Source organism: Leptospira congkakensis, assembly GCF_004770265.1.
Taxonomy (GTDB): Bacteria; Spirochaetota; Leptospiria; order Leptospirales; family Leptospiraceae; genus Leptospira_A; species Leptospira_A congkakensis.
This window is the reverse complement of the sequence record NZ_RQGQ01000006.1, coordinates 1-1,355: the sequence shown is the minus strand read 5'-3', so window position 1 is coordinate 1,355 and position 1,355 is coordinate 1. Positions and strand designations below refer to the sequence as shown.

Annotated in this window: 1 protein-coding gene; it reads left to right on the top strand. The window is 39.1% G+C overall.

All coding sequences use genetic code 11. The annotated features are described in order from the left end of the window. Positions 1-101 precede the first annotated feature (101 nt). Positions 102-1,328, top strand: coding sequence for an integrase core domain-containing protein (locus tag EHQ70_RS05730; protein ID WP_135584403.1), 1,227 nt, complete (start codon positions 102-104; stop codon positions 1,326-1,328). Positions 1,329-1,355 lie beyond the last annotated feature (27 nt).

The window sequence follows — 1,355 nt, the reverse complement described above, 5'->3', positions numbered from 1 at the left end:
TTGTATGCCTCAGGACATGGGTAACACTTTTGTAGCAAGACATAGGTAACACTTTCAAGTTACTCATCCCTTTAGAACACCTTTACAGGAGGGCTATAGGGATGCCTTGGAAGGAGAATCAGGTCGTGGATTTAAGATTAGAATTCGTTATGGCGAGCTTTGAGAAAGGTATTAACTTCACTCAGCTCTGTACAGAATATGGCATCTCTACTAAGTGTGGATACAAATGGAAAGAAAGGTTTTTAACTGAGGGAAGAGCGGGACTTCTAGATAAAAAGAGAACTCCAAAGAACTCCCCCAAGAAGATTCCTGAGGATGTCGTTCTTGAGCTCATTAAGCTCAAAAACCAAAAGAAGTTTTGGGGATCTAAGAAGATCCTAGAACTATACAAGAGAAAGTTTCCGGATGTTAAACCTCCGGACAAATCTACTCTTGATCGTATCTTCCAAAAAGCTGGACTTACTTTACCCAAGAAAAGGAAGAGAGTCAAACATTTCGGAGAAAGAATTTCTCTACCGGAAAAATCTACTCAACCTAACCACATTTGGACTGTTGACTTCAAAGGTTGGTGGTATACTGCTGATTCAGAAAAAGTAAATCCGCTAACGATCAGAGATGATTACTCAAAATACATTCTATCTATAAAGACTCTCTCCAAAGGAGATATACCTTCTGTAAAAGCCGAATTTATTCGGTTATTTAAGATATACGGGCTCCCTCAGATCATTAGGTCTGACAACGGTCCTCCTTTCGCTTCTATGCAATCTCTACTCGGACTCACTAAGCTTTCTGTTTGGTGGCTCTCTCTTGGGATTAAGCTAGATCGAATCGAGCCTGGAAAACCTTACCAGAATGGAGCTCATGAAAGAATGCATAAGGACATGGCTCGAGAACTTCAACATGAGATTGTAGGTAACATTACACTTCATCAGAAGTTATTTGATAAATGGAGAATCGAATTTAACAGAGAGAGACCACACGAATCTCTTAACATGAAAACTCCAGAACAAGTCTATGTGAAGTCAGAAAGGCAATTTGATCCTAATGCTGATCTCTTACTCGCGTATCCTTTTGGGTTCAAGCAGAGACATGTTAACGACAGAGGTTATATCAACTGGCTTGGACATCTCATTTTGATCGGAAATCCATTCAATGGATTCAATGTTGGTATTAAAAAAGAGAAGGATACCTACTCTATCTGGTTCGCTAATTACAAATTAGGTGTTATAGATAACGATTTCTTCTTGCTTATTTCTGATCCTGATTCATACAAAGTTCATAAGCCAAGAAAGGTTACTAAAAAGCGTTACCATTCTCATGCCGCTTAATCATTACCCATCTCTTGAAGTCATACC